At 34.4% G+C, this 22,815-nt stretch carries 17 protein-coding genes; 9 read left to right on the forward strand and 8 right to left on the reverse strand.

From position 1 onward, the window contains the following. Positions 1-9: 9 nt before the first annotated feature. The 5 genes from IPJ23_07860 to IPJ23_07880 form a co-directional block, all read right to left on the reverse strand. A complete protein-coding gene (locus IPJ23_07860; protein MBK7630601.1) occupies positions 10-1,281 on the reverse strand; it encodes a peptidase M64 in 1,272 nt (423 codons plus the stop codon). 19 nt (positions 1,282-1,300) lie between these two features. Continuing rightward, positions 1,301-1,879 carry an orotate phosphoribosyltransferase gene (locus IPJ23_07865; GenBank protein MBK7630602.1) on the reverse strand — a complete coding sequence of 193 codons (579 nt, stop codon included), beginning with the start codon at positions 1,877-1,879 and terminating at the stop codon, positions 1,301-1,303. Beyond that, complete coding sequence (locus tag IPJ23_07870) at positions 1,872-2,183, reverse strand: hypothetical protein (protein ID MBK7630603.1); 312 nt, start codon at positions 2,181-2,183, stop codon at positions 1,872-1,874. The genes IPJ23_07865 and IPJ23_07870 overlap by 8 nt, the downstream gene beginning before the upstream one ends. After that, positions 2,180-2,464, reverse strand: a complete 285-nt coding sequence (locus tag IPJ23_07875; protein MBK7630604.1) for a 4a-hydroxytetrahydrobiopterin dehydratase — start codon at positions 2,462-2,464, stop codon at positions 2,180-2,182. Before IPJ23_07875 ends, IPJ23_07870 begins: the two co-directional genes overlap by 4 nt. A 94-nt stretch (positions 2,465-2,558) precedes the next feature. Further along, complete coding sequence (locus tag IPJ23_07880; protein MBK7630605.1) at positions 2,559-5,066, reverse strand: ATP-dependent Clp protease ATP-binding subunit; 2,508 nt, start codon at positions 5,064-5,066, stop codon at positions 2,559-2,561. A 345-nt stretch (positions 5,067-5,411) separates the two neighbouring features. Between IPJ23_07880 and floA the strand changes: the two genes are divergently transcribed. The 3 genes from floA to IPJ23_07895 are packed head-to-tail and all read left to right on the forward strand — an operon-like array spanning position 5,412 to position 8,996. Continuing rightward, positions 5,412-6,401, forward strand: a complete 990-nt coding sequence (gene floA / locus IPJ23_07885; GenBank protein ID MBK7630606.1) for a flotillin-like protein FloA — start codon at positions 5,412-5,414, stop codon at positions 6,399-6,401. Further along, positions 6,394-7,002, forward strand: a complete 609-nt coding sequence (locus tag IPJ23_07890; GenBank protein MBK7630607.1) for a hypothetical protein — start codon at positions 6,394-6,396, stop codon at positions 7,000-7,002. Before floA ends, IPJ23_07890 begins: the two co-directional genes overlap by 8 nt. Further along, entirely contained in the window at positions 6,999-8,996 is a 1,998-nt protein-coding gene (locus IPJ23_07895) for an ATP-dependent helicase (protein ID MBK7630608.1), read from the forward strand. The genes IPJ23_07890 and IPJ23_07895 overlap by 4 nt, the downstream gene beginning before the upstream one ends. A 162-nt stretch (positions 8,997-9,158) precedes the next feature. Here the strand turns inward: IPJ23_07895 and IPJ23_07900 are convergent, their stop codons facing one another. The 3 genes from IPJ23_07900 to IPJ23_07910 form a co-directional block, all read right to left on the reverse strand. Further along, positions 9,159-10,616 carry a T9SS type A sorting domain-containing protein gene (locus tag IPJ23_07900; protein ID MBK7630609.1) on the reverse strand — a complete coding sequence of 486 codons (1,458 nt, stop codon included), beginning with the start codon at positions 10,614-10,616 and terminating at the stop codon, positions 9,159-9,161. A gap of 145 nt (positions 10,617-10,761) precedes the next feature. Next, positions 10,762-13,638, reverse strand: a complete 2,877-nt coding sequence (locus IPJ23_07905) for a S8 family serine peptidase (protein ID MBK7630610.1) — start codon at positions 13,636-13,638, stop codon at positions 10,762-10,764. A 235-nt stretch (positions 13,639-13,873) separates the two neighbouring features. Further along, complete coding sequence (locus IPJ23_07910; protein ID MBK7630611.1) at positions 13,874-17,281, reverse strand: T9SS type A sorting domain-containing protein; 3,408 nt, start codon at positions 17,279-17,281, stop codon at positions 13,874-13,876. A 289-nt stretch (positions 17,282-17,570) separates the two neighbouring features. Between IPJ23_07910 and IPJ23_07915 the strand changes: the two genes are divergently transcribed. The 6 genes from IPJ23_07915 to IPJ23_07940 are packed head-to-tail and all read left to right on the forward strand — an operon-like array spanning position 17,571 to position 22,754. After that, a complete protein-coding gene (locus IPJ23_07915; protein ID MBK7630612.1) occupies positions 17,571-18,650 on the forward strand; it encodes a glycosyltransferase in 1,080 nt (359 codons plus the stop codon). Further along, positions 18,647-19,549, forward strand: coding sequence for a class I SAM-dependent methyltransferase (locus IPJ23_07920; protein MBK7630613.1), 903 nt, complete (start codon positions 18,647-18,649; stop codon positions 19,547-19,549). The genes IPJ23_07915 and IPJ23_07920 overlap by 4 nt, the downstream gene beginning before the upstream one ends. A gap of 46 nt (positions 19,550-19,595) precedes the next feature. After that, complete coding sequence (gene cdd / locus IPJ23_07925) at positions 19,596-19,991, forward strand: cytidine deaminase (GenBank protein MBK7630614.1); 396 nt, start codon at positions 19,596-19,598, stop codon at positions 19,989-19,991. 2 nt (positions 19,992-19,993) lie between these two features. Beyond that, a complete protein-coding gene (locus IPJ23_07930) occupies positions 19,994-20,575 on the forward strand; it encodes a thymidine kinase (protein MBK7630615.1) in 582 nt (193 codons plus the stop codon). Beyond that, complete coding sequence (locus IPJ23_07935) at positions 20,575-21,933, forward strand: NupC/NupG family nucleoside CNT transporter (protein ID MBK7630616.1); 1,359 nt, start codon at positions 20,575-20,577, stop codon at positions 21,931-21,933. The genes IPJ23_07930 and IPJ23_07935 overlap by 1 nt, the downstream gene beginning before the upstream one ends. Then, positions 21,933-22,754, forward strand: coding sequence for a purine-nucleoside phosphorylase (locus IPJ23_07940; GenBank protein ID MBK7630617.1), 822 nt, complete (start codon positions 21,933-21,935; stop codon positions 22,752-22,754). Before IPJ23_07935 ends, IPJ23_07940 begins: the two co-directional genes overlap by 1 nt. Positions 22,755-22,815: the final 61 nt, after the last annotated feature.

A 22,815-nucleotide genomic window follows, 5' to 3' on the forward strand; every position in this document is an offset into this window, starting at 1 on the left:
TCTTTCTGGTTATTCACTGTAAAAATCTATCATTCGTTTTATTGCACGCTTACAAACAGGACAAAAATTATCAACTGAAATTGATTTCATAGAACAATCCTGCATAGGTCTGTAAACACCTTTAGCAACATAACCACCGCCTTCAAATACACCGACAGTACTGTTAAACGCTTTAGTTGACGGAGTTGGAACAGGTGTTTTGCTATCAAGCATGTCTTCCCACTTGGATTTAAAATTAACAAGCGTTGTTAAATTTGGATCAAGCGGTTCAACATCGAGTGGATAAAATTCATTATAAGCAACATCTGATGTGTAATATTCGTCTCCAAGTCCTGCAAATCCATGCCCAAATTCGTGTGTAAAAATATATTCACTATAATTGTTATCACTTACACAAACTGAATAATGATTATATATAGCACCACCACCGTATTTGGTTGTATTTACTAAAATAAAAATTTGATCGTAAGGAGCGTTTGATGCAATGTTGCGTAAGGATTTATTATCATTTGTCATCAAATATCGATCAAGATCGAATGTATAAAATCTAGAATTTACAATAGTGTTTTTCCAGACATTTTCTGCCGGAATATCAGTACCACTTTCTTTTGATGGAGCTTCAATTCCCCAAATGTTAAATTTATTTTTATTTTCTTTGTAAGGTGATGCGTTAAAAAGAAACCCTGCAAATTTTTCACAATCTTTTATAAATTTATTCATTTCATCCAAAGTATAGCCATCCGGAATAATAACTATATCCACTGCCTGATCAGAATCGATATTATTTACGACTTTAAAATTCGGGTACTCAAGTGTGCGTTCTGTTTTAACAAAATAGCTATTTGGATTAATTACATATTCGAACTTTTTATGCAGAATATTTTTTTTATCTCTTGAATAGAATTCTACCATAACATTGTTTTTAGGATATGGAAAAACAATTGTTTCACTAAAGCTTTTTGTTGTTTGCTTTGCTTCATCGGTTGTCTGCCACTCGCTAAACAAAGTAGCATAAGTATGTGAATAAATTTCTCTTCCTGAAACAAAATCTTTTACAACAAACTTATACTTGCCGTAATCAAACTTATCAAGCAGATTGGTTTTTGATCCACCCCAATAGGGTTCTTCTATCAATTCATCTATAGAATAAGAATCTTCCGTTGCATTTCCTGTATGATAATAATCCAATCTTAAAGTTTTATCTGCGAAGTATTGATCAAAATTTATTTGTGGAAATGATATTAAAGGTATGAGTGTAAATAATAATAAATATTTTTTCATTTGGTTCTATTGAAAGTGATTAAAAAACTTTTCTTGAGCCAGGTTTAACTAATTCTAATTTTCCCTCTTTGCAAATCGCACAATCTTCAGGAGGATATGAAACTGCGTTTAATCTCAGAGAAGGAAAAAAATCAAAACCAAAATCAATTTTGCCGTTACTGCGATCAACAATACTTCCGATTCCAACTATTTCAGCATCATATTTTTTAACTATTTCTATCACTTCAAAAACTGACCCACCTGTTGTAACAACATCTTCACACACTAAAACTTTTTCACCCTTGGATAATGAAAATCCACGGCGCAGTGTCATCTCTTTATTTTCTCTTTCGGTAAAGATTGATCGTTTGTTTAATTGACGCGCTATTTCGTATCCAACAATCATTCCGCCCATAGCAGGTGCAATTACAGTATCAATTTCAAAATCCTTAAAATGATTTGCAATCAAGGAACAAATTTGCGAAGTATAATCTGGATACTGCAAGACTTTTGCACACTGAAAATATTGGTTACTGTGTCTGCCTGACGTCAGCAAGAAATGTCCTTCCAACAGTGCTTCGGTACTTTTAAATATTTTGATAACATCTTCATTATTCAAGTTCATCAAGATAATCCTCCAAAACTCTTACTGCTTTAGTGTCACTTAACTCTTTGGCGATTTTTAATCCGGTGCGATAATAATATTCGGCATCCTCAATTTCGTTGTTATTTTCTTTTAGGTTTCCGAAAGTAATGTAAGCCTGAACATATTTAGGATCTTTTTTCAAAAGATCTTTTAGAAATTCTTCGGCTTGATCATCCATATTAGTTTTTAAATATTCTTTGACGATGCTGTAAATAATATCCGGGTCCAAAGGATTTTCATCGTACTTATCTAAAAGTTCATCTAAACGCGAGCTCATTTTTTTCGTTCCTCTATTTTTTGTGCAAGCGCAAAATCTTTTTCTGTTACACCGCTTGCACTATGTGTTGATATTGTTATTTTAACTTTATTCCATGCAAACATTAAAATATCAGGATGATGATCTATCTTTTCAGATTCCAAACCTACAGCATTTACAAATGATAAAGCTTCAATAAAGTCCTTAAACTGGAATTGCTTTGTGATAGATTCATTCTCAAAATGCCAGCCTGAAAATCTTGTAAGATTATCCCTTATTTGAACCTGATTTAATTTACTCATTGGCTGCTTAGTTTTTTAATTATTGTGTGTAAAAATAAACAAAAAAAAGCGCATCCTAAAGAATGCGCTTAAATTGTAATTAGAAAAAAAAATATCAGTTTTCACCCAAATCAGTTTTTTCCGGCTGCACATTTGGATCGGGATGCTCTAATGATTCATCAAAGTAAACTAAGTCTTCAGTATTTTCTACGTGCTTGGCTATAATTGTTGTACCTTCTTTAAATGAACCACGCAATATTTCTTCAGCTAACGGATCTTCAACATATTTTTGTAATGCTCTGCGTAATGGACGAGCACCAAATTTTTCATCAAATCCTTTGTTAACTAAAAATTCTTTTGCACTTTCATCAAGCTGCAGGGTTAATTTATTTTCTTTGATGTTTGTAAGTAAATCTTTTATTTCTATATCTATAATCTTATAGATGTCTTCTTTATCAAGATTTCTGAATACAATTGTATCATCAATTCTGTTTAAGAATTCAGGATTAAATAATCTCTTCATCGCTTCTTCAACTGTATCTTTCAAACTAGAATATTTATCAGCTTTGTCATCTCCGCCAAACCCGAACTTACTGATATTTTTTATGTCCTTGGTTCCAACGTTAGATGTCATAATTATAATTGTATTTTTGAAATCAACTTTTCTTCCAAGAGAATCGGTTAAAGTACCATCATCAAGTACCTGAAGCAGCAAACTAAATATATCCGGGTGTGCTTTTTCAATTTCATCGAACAAAACAACAGAATAAGGTTTACGTCTAACTTTTTCAGTCAACTGTCCGCCTTCTTCATATCCTACATATCCTGGAGGCGCTCCAACTAATCTTGATACAGAAAACTTTTCCATATACTCGCTCATATCAATTCGTACAAGCGCATCTTCGCTATCAAATAAATACCTTGCAAGCACTTTACACAATTCCGTTTTACCAACACCGGTTGGACCCAAGAAAATAAAACTACCAATAGGACGATTTGGACTTTTTAATCCAGCACGAGTTCTGCGAATTGCTTTTGTAAGTTTCTGAACTGCTTCATCCTGGCCAACAATCGATTTAGTTAGCGCATCAGCCATTTTTAACAATTTTTCAGATTCTGTTTGAGCGATACGATTAACAGGAATTCCTGTCATCATTGCAACAACAGTAGCAATATCATCTTCACTTACATCGTGCACGATGTCTTTTGTTTTCGTATCCCATTCTCGTTTTGCAGTATCAAGATCAGAAAGAAGGTTTCTTTCCTTATCACGCAAGCGTGCGGCTTCCTCATAATCCTGCATTTTAACAACGCGCGCTTTATCTTTTTTTACACCTTCAATCTCTTCTTCAAGATCAAGAATATCTTGTGGAACTTCAAAGTTGCCCATATGAACTCTTGAACCTGCTTCATCAATTACATCGATGGCTTTATCTGGAAGATGACGATCTGTTATGTATCGATTACTCAATTTAACTGCTGTTTGAATTGCATCTGAAGAGTAACGAACGCGATGATGCTCTTCATATTTAAATTTAATGTTCTCAAGTATTTGAATTGTTTCATCATACGTTGGAGGATCAACCATTACTTTTTGGAATCTTCTATCAAGCGCTCCATCTGTCTCGATAAATTTTCTGTATTCATCTAAAGTTGTAGCACCAATACATTGAATATCGCCTCGAGCTAAAGCTGGTTTAAACATATTTGAAGCGTCAAGTGAACCGCTTGCGCCGCCCGCACCAACAATTGTATGAAGTTCATCTATAAAAAGAATTACATCTTCAGCTTTTTCAAGTTCATTCATCAAAGCTTTCATTCTCTCTTCAAACTGACCGCGATATTTTGTTCCTGCAACAAGTCCTGCAAGATCTAACGTAACAACTCGTTTATCCTGCAAAGTTCTTGGTACTTTTTTCTGGATGATACGAAGTGCTAAACCTTCAGCAATTGCAGTTTTACCAACACCCGGTTCACCAATTAAAACAGGATTATTCTTTTTTCTTCTGCTTAGAATTTGTGCAACGCGTTCAATTTCTTTTTCTCTTCCAACAACCGGATCAAGCTTATCTTCCATCCCTAGTTTTGTAAGATCACGACCAAAGTTATCCAACACAGGGGTTTTGGTTTTATCATTTTTTTTATCCATTGATAGAGGAACTTTTTGTCCAGGATCTTTGGGGTTTTTAGCGCTCAGCATTGAATTAAGTTCTGATCGTGCTGAATCATAAGTAACATTAAACTGATGTAAAATTTGCGTAGCAATATTATCTTCATCTCTAAGTAATGAGAGAAGTAGATGTTCCGTTCCAATAACATCAGCTTTATAAATTTTAGATTCGATTTGTGTAATCTTTAGAACTTTTTCCGCTTGTTTTGTAAGTGGGATATTTCCAATTGTTAAAGTTCCGCCGGAAGTTCTAACTGTATCTTCAATAGCTTTTTTAAGTTTTACTAAATCGCTATCAAGATTTCTTAAAATTCTTACAGCAACTCCTTGTCCTTCACGAATGATTCCAAGCAATAGATGTTCGGTTCCAATATAATCATGTCCAAGTCTAAGAGCTTCTTCTCTACTAAGTCTAATTACATCCTGCAATCTATCTGAGAAATTTCCGTCCATATTACTCCTTAATTTGATTAATAATGAAACAAATTCTTCTCTAAATTCGTTTCACAATTGAAATATAACAATAACTAAAGACCCATATCAAGCCAGCGTATAATGAATGATTCGAATATATTCATTTTTTGAAGTTTAGCTATTTAATAGGCGCAATTCAAATGCCAGTACATTTGGTTAAAATTTTCCATAATTTGGCTTCAGAAAGAAAAATTATTCTGCAATATCGATAATATACCTGTCATAAAATCTTACTATTGGTCATACGGGCACATTAAATGGCAGATATCTGTTTAGCAGTTTATTAATTTAAAGTAATATTTCAAAATAACTTATGGAGTATAAATGGAAGCATTAACAGGATTGTCAATCGTAATTATAATTGCGGTTGCATTATTCTTAATTCTCTTTCTTTATTTCGTTCCGCTTGGCTTATTTATTACTGCTTACTTCTCCGGAGTAAAAGTAAAAATAGTTAGAGACTTAGTCGGAATGAGATTAAGAAAAGTACCGCCGGTATTAATCGTTAGAAGCATGATTACAGCTACAAAAGCAGGATTAACTATTGATCAAGCAAAACTTGAAGCACATTATCTGGCGGGGGGAAATGTAACTAAGGTAATAAATGCATTAATTTCTGCTGACAAAGCAAATCTTGGTTTGACTTTTGAACGTGCTACCGCAATTGATCTTGCAGGTAGAGATGTACTTGAGGCAGTTAAAATGTCTGTAGTGCCAAAAGTAATTGAAACACCATTGGTTGCTGCGGTTGCAAAAGATGGTATTCAATTAAAGGCTATCGCAAGAGTTACTGTTCGAGCTAATATTGAAAGATTAGTGGGTGGCGCCGGAGAAGCAACTATTCTGGCAAGAGTTGGTGAAGGTATAGTGTCCACTATCGGTTCCAGTCAGTCTCACAAAGAAGTGCTGGAAAATCCTGATAAGATTTCAAAATCCGTTTTAGCAAAAGGATTAGATAGTGGAACTGCATTTGAAATACTCTCAATAGATATTGCCGATGTTGATATTGGTCAAAACATTGGTGCGATTTTACAGACTGATCAGGCAGAAGCGGATCTTAAAGTTGCAAGAGCAAAAGCTGAAGAAAGACGAGCTGCCGCAGTTGCAACTGAGCAGGAGAACATAGCAGAAGTTTCAAAGATGAAAGCAAAAGTTGTTGAAGCAGAAGCAGAGGTTCCTAGAGCAATTGCTGATGCATTTAGAAAAGGTAATCTTGGTGTAATGGATTATTATAATCTTAAAAACATTCAAGCTGATACGGATATGAGAACATCAATATCACAACCGGAAGAAAAGAAAAAAACCGATGGATGATTTATTTCAATATCTGATTTACGGCATATTGATTTTTAGCTTCTTAAGCTCTTTCTTTAAAAAGAAAGGGCCGACGAAGCAAAATCCTTTGCCTAGAGAACGGGAAACTGATTCGATTTCTTATCAACAAAAAAGTACTAGTCTGAACTCTGATGTTGCGGTTAAGAAGAATGAGGAATATGATATACTGCGTGAACTTGAAAATATGTTTAAAGGTAATTTAAAGATTCCTGATCAGCCAAAACCTAAACAAGTTGAATCATCAGATATATATAGTTCGAGTGAAATAAAAGATATGGATCTTGATCTTATTGTTGATAAACGAATGCAGCGAAGTGTGCAGGATCAAAAACCTGTTGGCTCAAGAAAAACTTACGATAGAAACACATCATACAAATATATTCCTGCTACAAAGCAGGTATCCAAAGTTGATTCAAAAATTGAAGAAGGTGCAAAAGAGTTTGAAAGTGTTTTAGCCAGCTCTAGAATTCGAAAAGCTGCTATAACTGAGTTTAATCGTAAATTGAAAAATCCAAGAACTGTTAGAGAGTATATACTTTTTTCAGAAATTTTAGGAAAGCCAAAAGCACTGCGTAGATGAATCAGAAAAAATATACTTTAAAAAGACTTAATCAAACGGGCTTGGTTCAACAAACGGACGAAGCCCGTTTTACAATTAATTACCGCGAAGAATTAAATGCATCACAATTTGAAGCCGCTTCTGCGGTAAATGGTTGTTATCTTATAATTGCAGGTGCAGGAACTGGTAAAACTCGTACGTTAGTCTTTCGTGTTGCAAGATTAATTGAACTTGGTTATGATCCAAACTCGATTCTACTTTTAACTTTTACGCGTAAGGCTGCTAATGAAATGATGAAACGCTCATCAATGCTGCTTGATGATAGATGCTCAAAAATTCGTGGCGGCACATTTCATTCGTTTGCAAATCTTACTCTTAGAAAATATGCAAAAGTAATCGGACTTGATTCGTCCTTCACGATTCTTGATCAGGGTGATAGTGCTGATGTGATAAATCTTATTCGCTCACAGGATGGATTCATCACAAAAGAAAAAAGATTTCCCAACAAACAAACTCTCAACAAAGTTTTTAGTTTAAGTGTAAACACTGGAAGAAAAGTTGAGGAGATAATTGAAAACGATTATCCGCATTTTATTCCTTTGTTAGATAAAATCTTGGAGATTCAAAAAATATTTACAGAGTATAAACGCCGAAACAATCTTCTTGATTATGATGATCTGCTTGTTTACTTACGTGAGTTTCTCCATAAAGGCGGTCCTGCGGTAAAATCTCTTCTTTCAGAAATTAAATTTGTAATGGTTGATGAATATCAGGATACGAATTATTTGCAATCTGAAATTGTAAAAGGACTAGCACAGTATAGTAAAAACGTATTGGTGGTTGGTGATGATTCTCAGTCAATTTATTCTTTCCGCGGTGCTGATTTCCATAACATCATGCAGTTCCCAAAACTTTTTGATGATGTAAAAATTATTAAGCTTGAAGAAAATTATAGGAGTGTTCAGTCTATTTTAGACTTTGCAAATCGTATTAACGAAGCGGCAATTGAAAAATATAAAAAAGATCTTTACTCGAGACGAGGAAGTGGACAGCTTCCGAACATTGTTGCTGCGTCCACAGAAAATCTTCAATCAAAATTTATTGTCGAAAAAATTCTTGATTTAAGAGAAGAAGGCGTTCCCTTAAAAGATATTGCTGTGCTGTTTCGTTCTTCTTTCTTTTCATTTGATCTGGAACTTGAGCTAGCAAAAGCAAATGTGCCTTTTCAAAAATTTGGCGGAATGAAATTTGTTGAAACCGCACACGTTAAAGATGTAATGGCTTTTTTAAGAATTGTTGTAAATCCAAAGGATGTTATAAGCTGGTATAGAGTTTTACTTTTGCACGAAGGCATTGGACCTAAAACTGCTCAAAGAATATTGGATGAACTGGCAACTGCAAGAATTACAATTAAAGCTGAACCCGACCAGCAGCCTGGATTTAAACATCGCAATCTTGGTAGATTGTTCTATCTCTTATACGAACTTCAGAAAAAGAAACTAGTTCCATCAGAAATGGTGCAAAAAGTTTATGATTACTATTGGGATTTATTCAAAGCAAACTATGATGATTGGAATAAACGAAAAAAAGATTTAGAAATATTTCAGAATATTGTTGAGAATTATACTTCGGTTGATTCCTTACTTTCCGATATGGCTATTGAACCGATTATTGAAAGTGTTGTTGATATTAACGCAACAGACAAAGAAGAAGAATATGTAACTCTTTCCACCATTCATTCTGCAAAAGGTTTGGAGTGGCATTCTGTTTTTATTATTCACACTGTTGAAGGTTACTTCCCTTCTGCAAGATCGATTGAAAGTTTAGAAACCCTAGAAGAAGAAAGAAGATTGATGTACGTTGCCTCTACACGTGCTAAAAATAATTTGTTTGTTACTTATCCAATGAACCTTTACGATCGTGAAGCTGGGATGACACTCTCAAAACCATCACGATTCATTTCAGAAATTACTCCAGATTTAGCAGAAGGCTGGCTGCTGGAAGAGGATTATTAATACACACCCGTCATTGCGAGTGAGCCTGCCTGTCGGCAGACAGGTCCTCGAACGAAGCAATCTATTAAATTATTTTACAGATCACTTCACTTCGATTGTGATGACAATCTTAAAAAAGTAAGTTATAATGCTCGCCATTTCGTTTAAAGTCTTTAGTTTTACTTATTTCATCAGCAACATTTTCCTGCTTAGTCTATTCTGGCTAGTATAAATAGAATAAACATAAACTCCACTTGGTAAATTTTTAGCATTAAAATCTATCTTATAATTACCTGCTGTTTGATAGCCATAATTTAGTTCAAAAACTTTTTCACCAAGTAAATTAAAAACATTGAACTTTACATCTGAGGCTTGAAATAATTTGTATTCAATTTTTGTAGACGGATTAAATGGATTGGGATAGTTTTGATACAATACAAAATTGTTTGCGTAAGAATCATCTTTTACAGCACCATATTGCAAATGAGTTGGTACCCCAAACAATTGGATGTGGCCATCAATGCTGTCTTCCCAAACTGTATAAACAACTATTCCACTATTATCCGCACCGATCGGACCAACTGCAAGCTGTGAGTTTGTAATTGAAACTTGGTGAAGACTATCCAAGCCCCACCATCCATAATCATACAAATCAAAACGCACTTTTGTTGTTTCATTGTTTTTTACAAGATATGTATGCGGGAAATACAATTCAGGATCAAAGATTTTTTGATTCTCATTTTTACCTACAATCAATAATGCATATAAATCAAATGAAGAAAGGTTTCCCTCGTGCTGTATGGGAATTTCATAAATAAATGGAGGTACAGCCCAATTATCTATTCCAAAAATTTTTCTTTGTCCATCCAGCGTATCTTCATAAGTAATGTTCCAAAAGGAATAGCCTAAAACCTGGGAGGAAAGATTAGAACAATCGCATGCATCTAACAATGATACTTCTTCCTGCCAATCACTTCCAGCAGGTTTAAACCTACTAACAATACTTTTTAATTTTGCCGTGTCAATTTTAACGGCAAATGCATACACACCATCCTGCACACCCCAATATTCAATCATAGTTCCGGCAAAATCTGAGTAATAAAAATTAGAATTATTTCTAAATAAAACTTTTTCATTATTGTATTGGGTTCCATAAGTAGTAAAAACTATTTCATCCTCTCTCTTGTATAGAATATTTATCGAATCTTGAAATCCATACATGGACTGTATTATCTGAGGTAGTTCTTCATTTGCGGGTGTATTTGCTATATACCTCAATTCACCCCAGGTACTATTACTGTCCGGTAAAACGGCAATGTCCCAATTGCTACTTCTATCAGTTTGAAAAATAAGCCCAACATTTCTTTCAAAGGATGGATTGATATCCATATGATTACCAAATGTTAGCGCAACAGTATCACTAAAATTCTGTTCATCTGAATTATAACTAACCTGGTAAATATTTGAGGGACCGTTCTTGTGCATTTCAAAAAATATAGGTGGATATGATCCAAACTCATCTTTGTAGATAAATGGATTCCTCGCATCAAAATCACCAGTTGTGATTTGTCTGATAAAATTATTTTGTGGCAGGATAACACTCTGAATAAGAAAGCAAATAAATAAAATTTTACGTTCCATAATAAGCCCCTTATAAAATGCTATTCGAAACGTAATGAATTAATATAAAAAAAGCGAGCCAAATGGCTCGCTTTAATTTTGTCATTCCGAACTTGATTCGGAATCTCATAAGTCAGACCCTGAAGCTAATTCAGGGTATCAAGAACTATTTCATCAACATCATCTTACGAACAGATTTAAAGTCGCCTGCTTCTATTGAGTAGAAGTAAACACCACTTGATAAATGTGAAGCATTAAAGTTAAGTTCATAACTTCCAGCTTTCATATTACTGTTAACAAGTGTTGCAACTTTTTCTCCTAGTAAATTGAATATTGATACATTTACAAATCCATCCTGTGCCACCGAGTACTTTATTAAAGTACTTGGGTTGAATGGGTTCGGATAGTTTTGTTCCAACGAATACTCAATCGGAATCAACTCATTTTCATTTTCAACATTAACGGTGATTAATATAGTTTCATTACTTGTATCAGATTGTGCAATAGAATTTGCACAATAAACTGCATAGGAGTATGATTCGCCCAATTGTGCTGAAGTATCTGTGTACGTCGTTTGATTTGAGCCAAGAGAATCAATACTAAAATAACTTCCGGTTGATTGTCGCCTCAACACATAATACTTAGTTTCAATAGACGAGCTATCAATCCAGTTTAAGACAACATGATTGTTTACATCCGCAATTGCCGTTAATGTATGTGGTGTAAATAATCTTGTTGTTAAAATTCTTCTACTTGAAAAAGCACTGGTGCCAGATGTATTTTTTGCATTCACCTTCCAGTATAATTTCTTTCCTTCCGCCAATCCATTTGCTTGATAAGAATTTGATGTAAGTGTTGAATCATTAACAACTAAGTTTGTGAATAATTGATTAGTTGCAATTTGAATTCTATAAGATGATGCCCACTGAGAAGATGACCATTCAAAATCTAAGTTGTGTCCCTGATGTACTGCATTATCTTCAGGACTCAATAATTCTGGCGTTAAAGGCAAAGCCACTGTTGTGGTAAAGTAATTAGTTGAAGACCAATCTCCATAACCACCGCCATTTGAAGCACGCACTCTCCAATATACAGTTGATTGTGATGGTAAATCATATAGAGTGGTGTAAATACCATTTAACAATGTATCAAAGATAGTTGTTGCAAATGTTGAATCATTAGAAATTTGCAATTGATACAACATACTTCTTGATGCACGATTCCATTTAAATAAAACCTCTCCTGGAAAAATCTCCTGAGCTGAGTTAATTGGTTCAATTAAAGTAATTGTTGCAGGAACAGGAACAACATTGCCGCTAACTATAACTGAAAAATTTTGTGAACCACCACTTAGTGTTCCCTTATGATTGATCTTAATCGTATAAGTACCTGCAGTCGGTGATTCAATATAAACTTGCTCAATGTTATCCCTGATATTATCTCCATTTGTTGCAGCCGCAGATGGGTTTGATTGATCTAAAATCCATGGTTGATGCTCTGTAGAAGCTGGATCGGTAACTCTTAAATCAAGATCGTTAACGAGCATTATGTTAGGTGGATTTAATGAAACTGGAGGCGGTGTTCCAGCCGGATCAATCCAGCATATTGTAACTTTTAAAGGTTCAGTTCCGTTTGATTGAACCTGAAATTCAGAAAAATTTCCTTGAGTTAAATTAACTTCTTTAATAAGATTATTAACACCTATTTCGTAATCAAGCATCATTAACTGAGCAGCTTTATATGTGTTCATCAGTCCCCAGCCAAAAATATAATCAGGACCTAGCGCTGATCCAGTCTCATCGGCAGTGTGAATTAACAAAGCCTTCATTGTTGAAGAACGAAATGGGTTACTAATACCGTATAGATCCAACTGCTGTTGCAGTAAAAGGGCTACAGAGCCAGAGACATTTGGAGTTGACATCGATGTTCCACTTAAAGTTGCATACGAGGTTGGAGACGTATTAGTAGCTGAAGTAAGCCCTACGCCATTTGCAACCACATCAGGTTTTATCCTTCCATCATCGAGTGGACCCCAGTTACTGAATGAGCTCATAATTACATCCGAAGGAGATTTGTATCCGTTTGGAACATCATTCACAGCTCCAATTGTAAATGTATTTTTTGCTATGCCCCTCGGGTCGTTAACACAATCATAACCCTCTGTGCCACCATCTCTTTCCCTGGTTACGGTCGATAAAACCCATCCACCATTAAAAACCCAATGCTCAGTATTTGGACCTGGTCCATCTCCCCTATCATTTCCTGCACTTTTACATACAAGAATATTAGGAGCACTATATAAAAACTGATCCCAAGCGCTGGAAGTTGACGAATACAAACCAAAAGAATAATCTTCATTTTCGCTTATTGTCGGATCTCCGAACCAAGCCCATCTTCCATCGCCAAAATAATCATCTCGCCAGCCTTCTATACTTCCATAGGAATGACTTGAAACTTTTAAACCATTTGCAGATGCAGTAGAGATTTCACCAAGATCATTGCTGGAGGTATAAGAATTAATTGTTCCAAGAAATGCCATTCCTTTAGCATTTGGGTTAATACCAGTCGCAATCATTGTACCAGCAACGTGCGATGCGTGTTCAGAAGTGCTGCCCCCAGCATCCATCTGCGTTACTCTTCCGTAATACTCCTGATGTGTAAAAAGAGGTGTGCCTCCAGCTTCCCATAATCCTAATATCTGTCCTTCCCCAGTCAATGAGAAACCACCCAATCCATTAGGCCAAACATATCTTGTGGAAATGGTAGCAGCGGCAGATAAGTTATCTGTCATATCATAAACAGGTAAACCATTTTCGAATCTTTGCAATTCGATAATTGTACCATCACTTAATATTTTTAGCACAGGCATATTATAAATGGCAGCCAATGACTCTGCCTCGGCTCGTTTTTGTAACCATTCTTCAGTAGACTTATTAGAAAAATCAAACAACCATTTTTTTTGCTCAACTGTCTGAGCAATGACAATTGAATTGAATATAGTAATAGTCACCAATAAAAAAATTATTTCAAATATTCTATTCATCCTGTTCCCTTTTTTTGTTTATATAAATTTATAAAATATAATTGATTGTATAAATAGTGACTAGAATAAACTTATCGGACAGTTAATAAAAAAGGCGAGCCATATGACTCGCCTTTATTCTGTCATCCCGAATTTATTTCGGGATCTTTAAGTTAAATGCTACCCTGAAACAAGTTCAGGGTGACAAGAATTACTTCATCAACATTCCCATAGGGATTACTAATGAAGTGATAAATCACTTCATTAGCATCATTTTCTTTACTGCTTTAAAGTTGCCTGCTTCTATTGAATAGAAGTAAACTCCACTTGATAATTGTGAAGCATTAAAGTTAAGTTCATAACTTCCTGCTTTCATATTACTATTTACAAGTGTTGCAACTTTTTCGCCTAGTAAATTGAATATTGATACATTTACAAATCCATCCTGTGCTACCGAGTACTTTATTAATGTACTTGGATTAAATGGGTTCGGATAGTTTTGTTCCAAGCTGTATTGAGCTGGTCCAGATACATCAACATTTACTTCGTCTGAATATGCATAAGTACCATCATAATCAATTTGCTTTAATCTGTAGGAATAATTACCAACAGCAATTTTAGAATCGGTAAATGAATATGCTTTTGGTTCAGTTGTAGTTCCAAATCCTGCAATATAACCAACTTTTACAAATTGATTGTTTGCTGATTTTCTCTGGATTTCAAAACCATTATTATTTAATTCAGTAGCTGTATTCCAGCTTAAGTTTACACTGTTACCACTAACATTAGCTGTAAATGATGTAAGTTCAACAGGAACTATATCTCTAAATAAATATCCAACAGCATTTTCGATCAGATCAGCAGCAACATTTTGATCTGCTAAAAGAGAAATTGCAAAGGTAAAGAAAATATTTCTGCAAACAACAGTGTCATTGTTTGGATTATGAACAATAAGTGAAGCATTTGCTTGAACTGTCGTACCAGACCAATTTGCTATTCTAGTTACGCCGGCTTTATTTAATAAGGTCATTTCATCTCTAGCACCAAATGATGTACTGCCGTTGTTAACTGTAAGAGGGCCAGTAATTGTATTAGGAGTTGTAAAAATTGGGTGTGTTGGTGTTACCAATACTAGATTATTGGATGATCTATCACTAATCCATGCACTATCATTTAATACATTCTGTCTAAATAATGGATCAAGATCAGATGTTGATTTTCTATAAATGTATCCAACTTCACCACCTTCAACTATTGTTTTACCACCGGCTAAAGTCCAGTTAGTTATAGCTGTTCTCTTTGCGGCATCGTTAAACATTGTTGATGAATTATCTCCTGCGGCAAGAATTACAAGATCATAATTATTAAGATTTGCAGTATTTAATGAAGCCCAGGTAACCTCTTCAACTAAATAACCTAAAGCTGTAAGCGTAGTATTAAACAATGTTGCTGAAGCACCCAAAGGTATAGATTCATCAACTTCGCCGCCTTTATCAGGTGAAATTCTATTATCCAAAGTTACATTATCATCTACAACTAGAACTAATCCTAAAACATCAATAATTGTAAATGAATTGAATCCGGAAGCCGGACTATATGCAACATTACTTTGTGATGAGTTATCTGTGGCTTTAATTCTATATTCGACAACATCATTTATTGCAGCAGAACCCGTAAATGTTCCTGTATACGTGCTGCCGCTTATTAATGGCATTGGGAATGTAACCACTGCTCCACCGTTAAGTTTAAATTCACATTCAACAGATGCAACACCTATGTTATCAGAAACATCAGCAGTTACATCTATAGGCCATCTTAATTGTGCTGTATTTCCTATGGCCGTATGCGTAATTACAGGTGGAATTACATCTGTAGCAGCGCTAAATGTAAAGTAATTAGTCGGTGCGCCGCCAGGTAATGTAGAACGGAATCCCTGGTTATCTTCAGCAGCTAAATAATAATTATAAACTGCATTTGCCCCGTTACCCGGAATATTTGCCGTATAATTATTGCCACCAGTGTTTGTCATAACAACACTATCAGTTAAGGCACCAACACCTCTGCCCCAGTATAATTTTATACTTCCGGCAACTAAAGGATTTACTGATGATATAACTGCGTTTACAACATAAGGACCTGTTAAATTTTCTGTATTTGTAAGCGGAGTGTGATCAATTGAAGGACCAAATGTAACTTCAGTTATCCAAGCTTGATAATTACCGGTTCTATCATCCATCCAGAAAGGATAGGCTTTGTTATTTGCAGCAACTATACCAATGTAATCACCTTGATAACCTGTTGCTAAACCGGAAATTGGTTTTGGTCTAAAGTTTTGATCACTAACCTGAAAGTTCTCAAAAGTTAAGCCACCATCAACAGACCTACCCATAAAAACACCGGTACTATCACTAGTTGTATTTCTATTATCATACCATACAACATTTAACTGACCTGATGATTGATCAACAGTACACCATGGATAATACTGTTCTTTGCCATTGTTAAGAGCATCGTCATTAACTCTAACAGGACCATTCCATGTTGCGCCGTTATCAGTAGATGTTAAACAAACAATATCAGGATCAGTACCAGCAGGCGCAACATTTATTTGCGGCCATACAATATATATATTACCATTGTTTAGGCCACCTGAACGGTCAACTGACATAGACGGGAAAGATGAGACTCTGATTGAAGTTGGTTTTAGATTTCCTCTAATTCCAAAGTTAAAGTTTCCGTTAGGAGTCATAGCTCCATAAATTCTGGATTTAGTCCATGTAGCTCCGCCATCAGTAGATTTTGCAAAACCAATTGCGTCTTCACCACTTGGAAAGTTATCATAAACAGCAAATACAACATAAACTTCACCATTTGGTCCTGTTTGAACATTACATCCTTGACCGTGACTTCCAGGATTTAACGAAGCACTCAAATTAATGAGTGTGCCCCATGTAGCCCCAAAATCAGTTGAAGATTTAACAACAACCTGATTGTTATTTGCGCCGCCGTTAAAATCTGTCCATGTATTATAAACTCTATTTACATAAGGACTGGTAACTTGTTTATCAACCATTAAATGATTTTTGTCATCGCTCGATAACGCGGAAACAACTGATGATGTCCAAGTTGCACCATTATTTGTTGATGTAGCCACACCCATTCCACCAGCTAAAGTAATATAGCCTTCATAAAAATATCCATTTGGTCCAATTGCTGATGAAGGGTCACCATAATTAGTTGACCCAAATAATGGCTGAGGGTTATTTGCTCCACCCCAGTTAGCACCGGCATCTGTAGTCCAATATACACCAGTACCCCAAATTGTTGAAAATGGCCAGTTAGTTGCATTAGCACTTGCGAATAATATATTCGGATTTGATGGATGAATATCAATTGATAACTCTGATTGAGTAGTATTCGTTGCCGGCAAAATTCTATAGTTAGGCATTACTAAAACATCAGTTTCACCAAAATCATATTTTTGAAAGACAGGTGGTCCCTGAATATAATTGTAATCTGATTGAACTGGTGATACGGCATTTTTATCTGCTTGGATTCTTGACCATTTCAATTCATTATCAACATTACTTTGTGCATTTGTTGATGATGAAAGAATGCCAAAAACAACAGTCGTAACGAGCATTAAAAGAAGAGCTCTTTTCATAGTGTCTCCATTTTGGTTATTTGAATGTGATTAGTTGTTGAGGAAATTAAATTAGCTGAATTGATAAACATACAATAATTCATAAAGTAATTTTTAAATAAATAGTTTTCGAAGATTAATCTGTGTGATTATTAAGACGAGCAATCACACTTAGAATATTCCGCAAAGTTCAAAATGTAAAAAGATTAGTATTATTTCGGCTTAACTTATATGAAAATAATTTAATTTACTATATCTAACTGAAAATAATTTATATTTTTTTCAAAATAAATAATATTGTGTTTTTAAAATGATATCCGTGACATATTTTATAATAATTCTGTTTCTGCTTACGGCAGTAACTGTATACAAAGGTTTTAATCATCAGTTAAGCCGAAAATATACGACAACTACCAAGCCAAAATTGTCGCTTGTTATCGCCGCAAAAAATGAAGAAACAAATATTAATTCTCTTATTGATTCAATTGAACAATTAAATTATCCAAAAGAGAATTTAGAAATAATAATTGTTGATGATAGTTCAACTGATAAAACCACAGAATTGATTCAATCTAAAATAAAAGATAAAATTCATTTTAAATTGATAACTGCAAACAATAAAACTATCTTAGGCAAAAAAGGTGCTCTTGCAATCGGAATTGAAGCTGCACAAAATAATTTTATAGCTATTACAGATGCTGATTGTGTGCCCAAAGCATATTGGTTAAATGCTATTGCAGGAAAATTGGATGAAGGATTTGATTTTGTTTTTAGCGTTGCTCCAATTGAATCTGGTAAAACTTTGGTTGAAAAAATATCTGCGTTTGAAAATTTAAGAAACACATATTTAACTATAGCGGCAGTGGGATTAAACATTCCGTATTCAGCCGCTGCAAGAAGTTTTGCGTTTAGGAAAACATCATTTAATAGAATTGGCGGATATTCGAACACTACTGAAACAATTTCCGGAGATGATGATTTGCTTTTGCGCGAAGCCGTAAAAAATAAAATGTTAATCGGAACAATTATAGAACCAGATGCTTTTGTTTTTTCTGCAGCTCCAATAATTTTTGCTAATTATTTCAAACAGAAAAAAAGACATTTACAAACCTCGTTTTACTATCTAGCAAAACAAAAAATGTTTTTGGGATTTTGGCATTTAATAAATTTGGTTTCACTTTTATCAGTGTGGTTATTTTTAATATCACCAATATTAGCAATGCCATTTGCGGTTAAACTTATTTATGATTTTTTTGTTGTGATTAAATATCAAAAAAAACTGGGACACCATTTTAATTTTCATGAAATAATTTATCTGCAAATACTTTTTGAAGTTTTTATTGTTGTTAATTTCTTTAACTCACTTTCCGGTAAAACTGAGTGGAAGTGAAAACCCAAAAACTAGCCTGGCTTGATAAATCTCATCCAAACTTCAAGCGATGGCAGCGCGCAAGACAGCTATCAATCGAACGTGGGAAATTTGTTCAATCGGTTGTCAATCAAATGTTAAATACTAAAGATTTAACTGTTTTGGATTTAGGCTCCGGTGAAGGCGGTACAGCAAAAGTTTTGTCAAAAAATAATTTTGTTGTTAGTTTAGATCTAAGTTTAGTAAGGTTGCAACGTCAGCGCTACAATCTCATTTCGAAGAAGGGTTCATACCCGACTGATAAATCTGTACATTTAAGAGAGAAAGATTTCTCAGTCGAAGACTCATTCGAAATGACGGACCTAAAATTAGTAAATGGCAGTGCATTAATTCTACCTTTTACCAATCAGTCTTTTGATTTAATTATCATCCAAGATGTGATTGAGCACTTGTTAGATGTAAAGGATTTTTACTCGGAAGTTAAAAGAGTTTTAAAAAGCAATGGGACTATTTATTTAAGTTCTCCAAATAAACTTTCAATCTTTAATATTTTTAGCGATCCACATTTTGGGTTACCGTTTGTATCTTTGTTAAGACGTGAATCAATAAAAAAATATTTTCTGAAATACTTTCGCAAAGCTGATTATAATCGTAGTGATATTGCACAGCTTTTATCTTTAAATGATTTGGAAAAAATATTCAGTAATGATTTTGAATTTTCGCTGCAAACAAATTTTTCAGTTAAGGAATTATTTAACGGAAACAATGGAATTGTCTGGAGTAATTTTCATCTAAAATTAATTAGCTTCTGCAAATTTGTAAAATTGGATATACTTTTAAATACTATTTCAAATGATAGATTTGGGATTATAAATAAATATTTTACTCCTACTTTTTATATGTTAGTAAGCAGGAAATAATAAATTTGATTAAAAACATTTAAAGAATATTTTTCCAAATAAAAATATGAATTACAAAACATTAGCACACAATGCAGTGGAAGCAAAAGCAAATGCGCTTCCTCCCTATTCCAATTTCCATGTTGGTGCCGCACTTTTAACTGAAGATGATAAAATTTTTACTGGCTGTAATGTGGAAAACAGCACATTTAGTTTAACTATTTGTGCGGAGCGTACAGCCATCTTTAAAGCCATTTCCGAAGGTGAGAGAAAATTTAAAGCAATTGCTATTGCAAGTGATTCATCTGATTATATTACTCCGTGCGGTGCATGCAGACAAATAATTTTTGATCATTGCGGCGAGATTGATATTATCTGCACAAACGAAAAAGAAGAATACAAAATTTTTAAAACTTCAGAATTATTACCACACGCTTTTGGGGATAAGGATTTAAACAAATAATTATGGAACCAAAACCACATGCAGTACCAAAAGATTCCGGCTGGATTGAAGTAATTACAGGCTGTATGTTCAGCGGCAAAACTGAGGAGCTAATCCGCAGATTACGCAGAGCAAAAATTGCAAAACAAAAAATTGTAATCTTCAAACCCATAATAGATACAAGATATTCAAACAATTCAATCGTTTCCCACAGCGAACAATCTCTTCCATCCATTTTGATTAAAGATGTAAAAGAAATTTTGGATTTAGTTGAAGATGCACAAGTTGTTGGAATTGATGAAGCACAATTTTTTTCAAACGATATAATTAATGTTTGCAATAAACTTGCGGATGACGGCAAGCGGGTTATAGTTGCGGGTTTGGATATGGATTATCGCGGTATTCCATTTGAACCGTTGCCGCAGTTGCTTTCAGTTTCAGAATACATTACAAAATCATTAGCAATATGTGTTGAATGTGGAAATCCGGCTGATAGGACTCAGCGTAAAACTGCTTCATCAGAACGAGTGATTGTTGGTGCAGCAGATTTGTACGAAGCACGCTGCCGTAAATGCCATTATATTCCAACTGAAGAAAGCAATTAATGAATTTTGAATCATTTATCCGCGGAATATTTGGGTTAGCATTATTAATTGGATTTGCATTTGTAATATCCAACAATAAAAAGAAAATCAATTGGCGATTAGTTATCTCAGGTTTCGCTTTACAAATATTTTTTGCAATTCTAATTCTTCGCGGTGATTCTCTGCGATCATTCTTTTTTCCGCTTGGCTGGGCAAAAGATTTTTTTAATTCGCTCAGCTACGTTTTTGTTTTGATATTAAACTTTACAACAGAAGGTGCAAAATTTGTTTTCGGAAATCTCGCCCTCGCTCCGGGTAATGAGGGCAATCTCGGATTCTTCTTTGCATTTCAAGTTCTGCCAACCATAATTTTCTTCGCAAGTTTGATGTCTGTACTTTATTACTTAGGTGTAATGCAAAAAGTTGTTCAGGCAATGGCGTGGGTTATGGCAAAGGTTATGGGCACAAGCGGCGCTGAATCTTTATCCTGCACAGCAAATATTTTTGTAGGACAAACAGAAGCACCATTGATGATAAAACCTTTCATTAAGGGGATGACGCAAAGTGAATTGCTAACAATTATGATTGGTGGAATGGCTACTATTGCGGGTGGAGTTATGGCAGCGTACATTCAAATTCTGGGTAGTTCGTATGCCGCTTCCCATGGTGTTGATTTATTTACAGCACAGCAAATGTTTGCAACACAACTGCTTGGTGCTAGTTTTATGGCAGCACCAGGTGCAATGATGATAGGAAAAATTTTAATCCCGGAAACCTCCAATTCTGAAACAAAAGGAACTGTAAAAGTTTCCATTGAAAAAAATTCAGGCAATGTAATTGAGGCAGCAGCAAATGGTGCAAGTGATGGTTTGCAGTTAGCGTTAAATGTTGGTGCGATGTTAATTGCGTTTATCGCGTTTATTGCTTTGATTAATTATTTGTTAAACGGTTTGGGAGATTTAGCTGGATTTAATTCTTATTTGATTTCAAAATTTGGTCAACCTTTAAGTTTTCAATTAATAATTGGAATGGTTTTGCAATTTGTTGCATACGGAATTGGTGTCCCTTGGCAGGATTCACTTACTTTTGGAAGTTTACTAGGTACTAAAATAGTTTTAAATGAATTTGTTGCTTATTCCGATATGGGAACGCTTGTAGAAACAGGAAAACTGGTAAATGAAAAATCTATACTTATGGCAACTTATGCGCTGTGCGGATTTGCAAACTTTTCGTCTATCGCTATTCAAATAGGCGGACTTGGGCCGCTTGCACCAAATAGAAAATCAGATATTGCAGCACTTGGAATTAAAGCGGTTATTGGCGGTGTGCTTACAACTTTATTGACTGCGACTCTAGCCGGATTATTCTTTTCATTCTGATGATTGATTTATCTTTTAAATACAAAAAATTATTAGATTTTCTAAAGACTGAAACTCCTTTCGATCCTGAAATATCAATAATTCTTGGCAGTGGACTTGGAGATTTTGCAGAGCAATTGCAAATACACAAATCAATTTCTACTTCTGATATTCCAGATTATCCTGCATCAACAGTAGCAGGACACAAAGGGAAAATTCATTTTACAGAATATCTAAACAAAAAAATAATTTTGTTCCAAGGTAGAATCCATTTTTACGAAGGATATAATATTAATGAGTGCATACTTCCTGTTTTTATATCACACAAACTTGGTGCAAAACATCTTTTGTTAACAAATGCAGCTGGTGGAATAAATAAAAATTTTGTGCCCGGCGATTTGATGTTAGCAACATCTTTAAACGGAATATTACTCAAAAAGGAATTAACTGATTTAATTGGGTTAACAAATCAATCAGGAAAAAATAATTCTTTAAATCTACCAGATAATGATTTTAATAATCTGATAAAATCCGCAGCAGAAAAAGAAAAAATAAATCTTAAAGAAGGCGTTTACTGGTACACAAAGGGGCCGACTTACGAAACGCCGGCTGAGATTAAATATTTTGATAAGTTTCGTGCCGATGCTGTTGGAATGTCTACAGTTCACGAAGCAGTTTATGCATCATATTTGGGAATGAAAACATCCGCAATTTCCTGCATCACAAATTTTGCTGCAGGAATATCAAATCAAAAATTATCACATTCCGAAGTAACTGAAACAGCAGACAAAGTTAAAAACATTTTTGCAAGATTAGTTAAAAGTGTAATAGAAGTAATATAAAAAGACTCTTTTATTTTTAGGAATAATATCTTCTAAACGATTTAAATTTAATTAAACATTT

The organism is Ignavibacteriales bacterium (genome assembly GCA_016709765.1).
Lineage (GTDB): Bacteria > Bacteroidota > Ignavibacteria > Ignavibacteriales > Ignavibacteriaceae > IGN3.